1 pseudogene is annotated in these 820 nt (G+C 57.2%); it reads right to left on the bottom strand.

Annotated features, from left to right (window positions below):
* A pseudogene (locus QKY98_RS23530) lies at positions 1–609 on the bottom strand (IS3 family transposase); the annotation flags it as partial.
* Between the last annotated feature and the right edge of the window lie 211 nt (positions 610–820).

Here is an 820-nt window from a genome sequence, read left to right as displayed (position 1 = left end):
CCACTGGCGGCTTGCCACCGTAGTACCCGGGGCGCCGGCGATAACCGGTCTGAGAGCGCAGCCCCTCTCTCCTCATCAGGCGAGCCACACGGTGCCGGCCACAGGACTCGCCCAGCTCACGCAGGTCGTCGTGGATCTTGCGGTAGCCGTAGACCCCGCCGCTTTCCAACCAGGCATGCTTGATCAATCCGAGCAGACGCTGATCTTCCTTGGCACGCGCGGATTTCGGCTCGGCCAGCCAGGCGTAGTAACCGCTGGGATGCACCTGGAGCGTCTGGCAGAGACGTCGCACCGGGTACTCCACCGACAGCTAGCTGATGAAGGCGTACTTCAGCCGGACTCCTTGGCAAAGTACGCAGCGGCCTTTTTTAGGATGTCTCGCTCTTCGGTCACCCGCTTGAGTTCCGCGCGCAAGCGACGCAATTCGGCATGCTGATCGTCTTTTTGCTGCCGCTGTTCTTAGGGCTTGCCGTAGCGCATGATCCAGGCATACAGGCTATGCACCGACATGCCCAACCGCGCCGCTACCTCAGTAACGGGGAGGCCACGCTCGGTCACTAGCTTGACCGCTTCGATTTTGAATTCTTCGGGGTAACGTTGGTCGCTCATAGCACCTCCTAATGGGCGTCATTATGAAGCTTGGAGGTGTCTACGAAACTAGAGGCGAGTCAGTTGGGCGATAGGTTAACTATCATAGCTGCGCGGCTATTCCCAGAAATTAGACCCAAAAAAAGGGTGCCAATTGGCACCCTAAGACGTACACCCTAACCAAAGGAGAACAAAGATGTACGTAAATAAATTTCAATTAAAGCAGGGAGAG

The organism is Pseudomonas sp. HR1 (assembly GCF_030175875.1).
Taxonomy (GTDB): domain Bacteria; phylum Pseudomonadota; class Gammaproteobacteria; order Pseudomonadales; family Pseudomonadaceae; genus Chryseomonas; species Chryseomonas oryzihabitans.
This window is presented reverse-complemented; position numbering and strand designations above follow the sequence as displayed.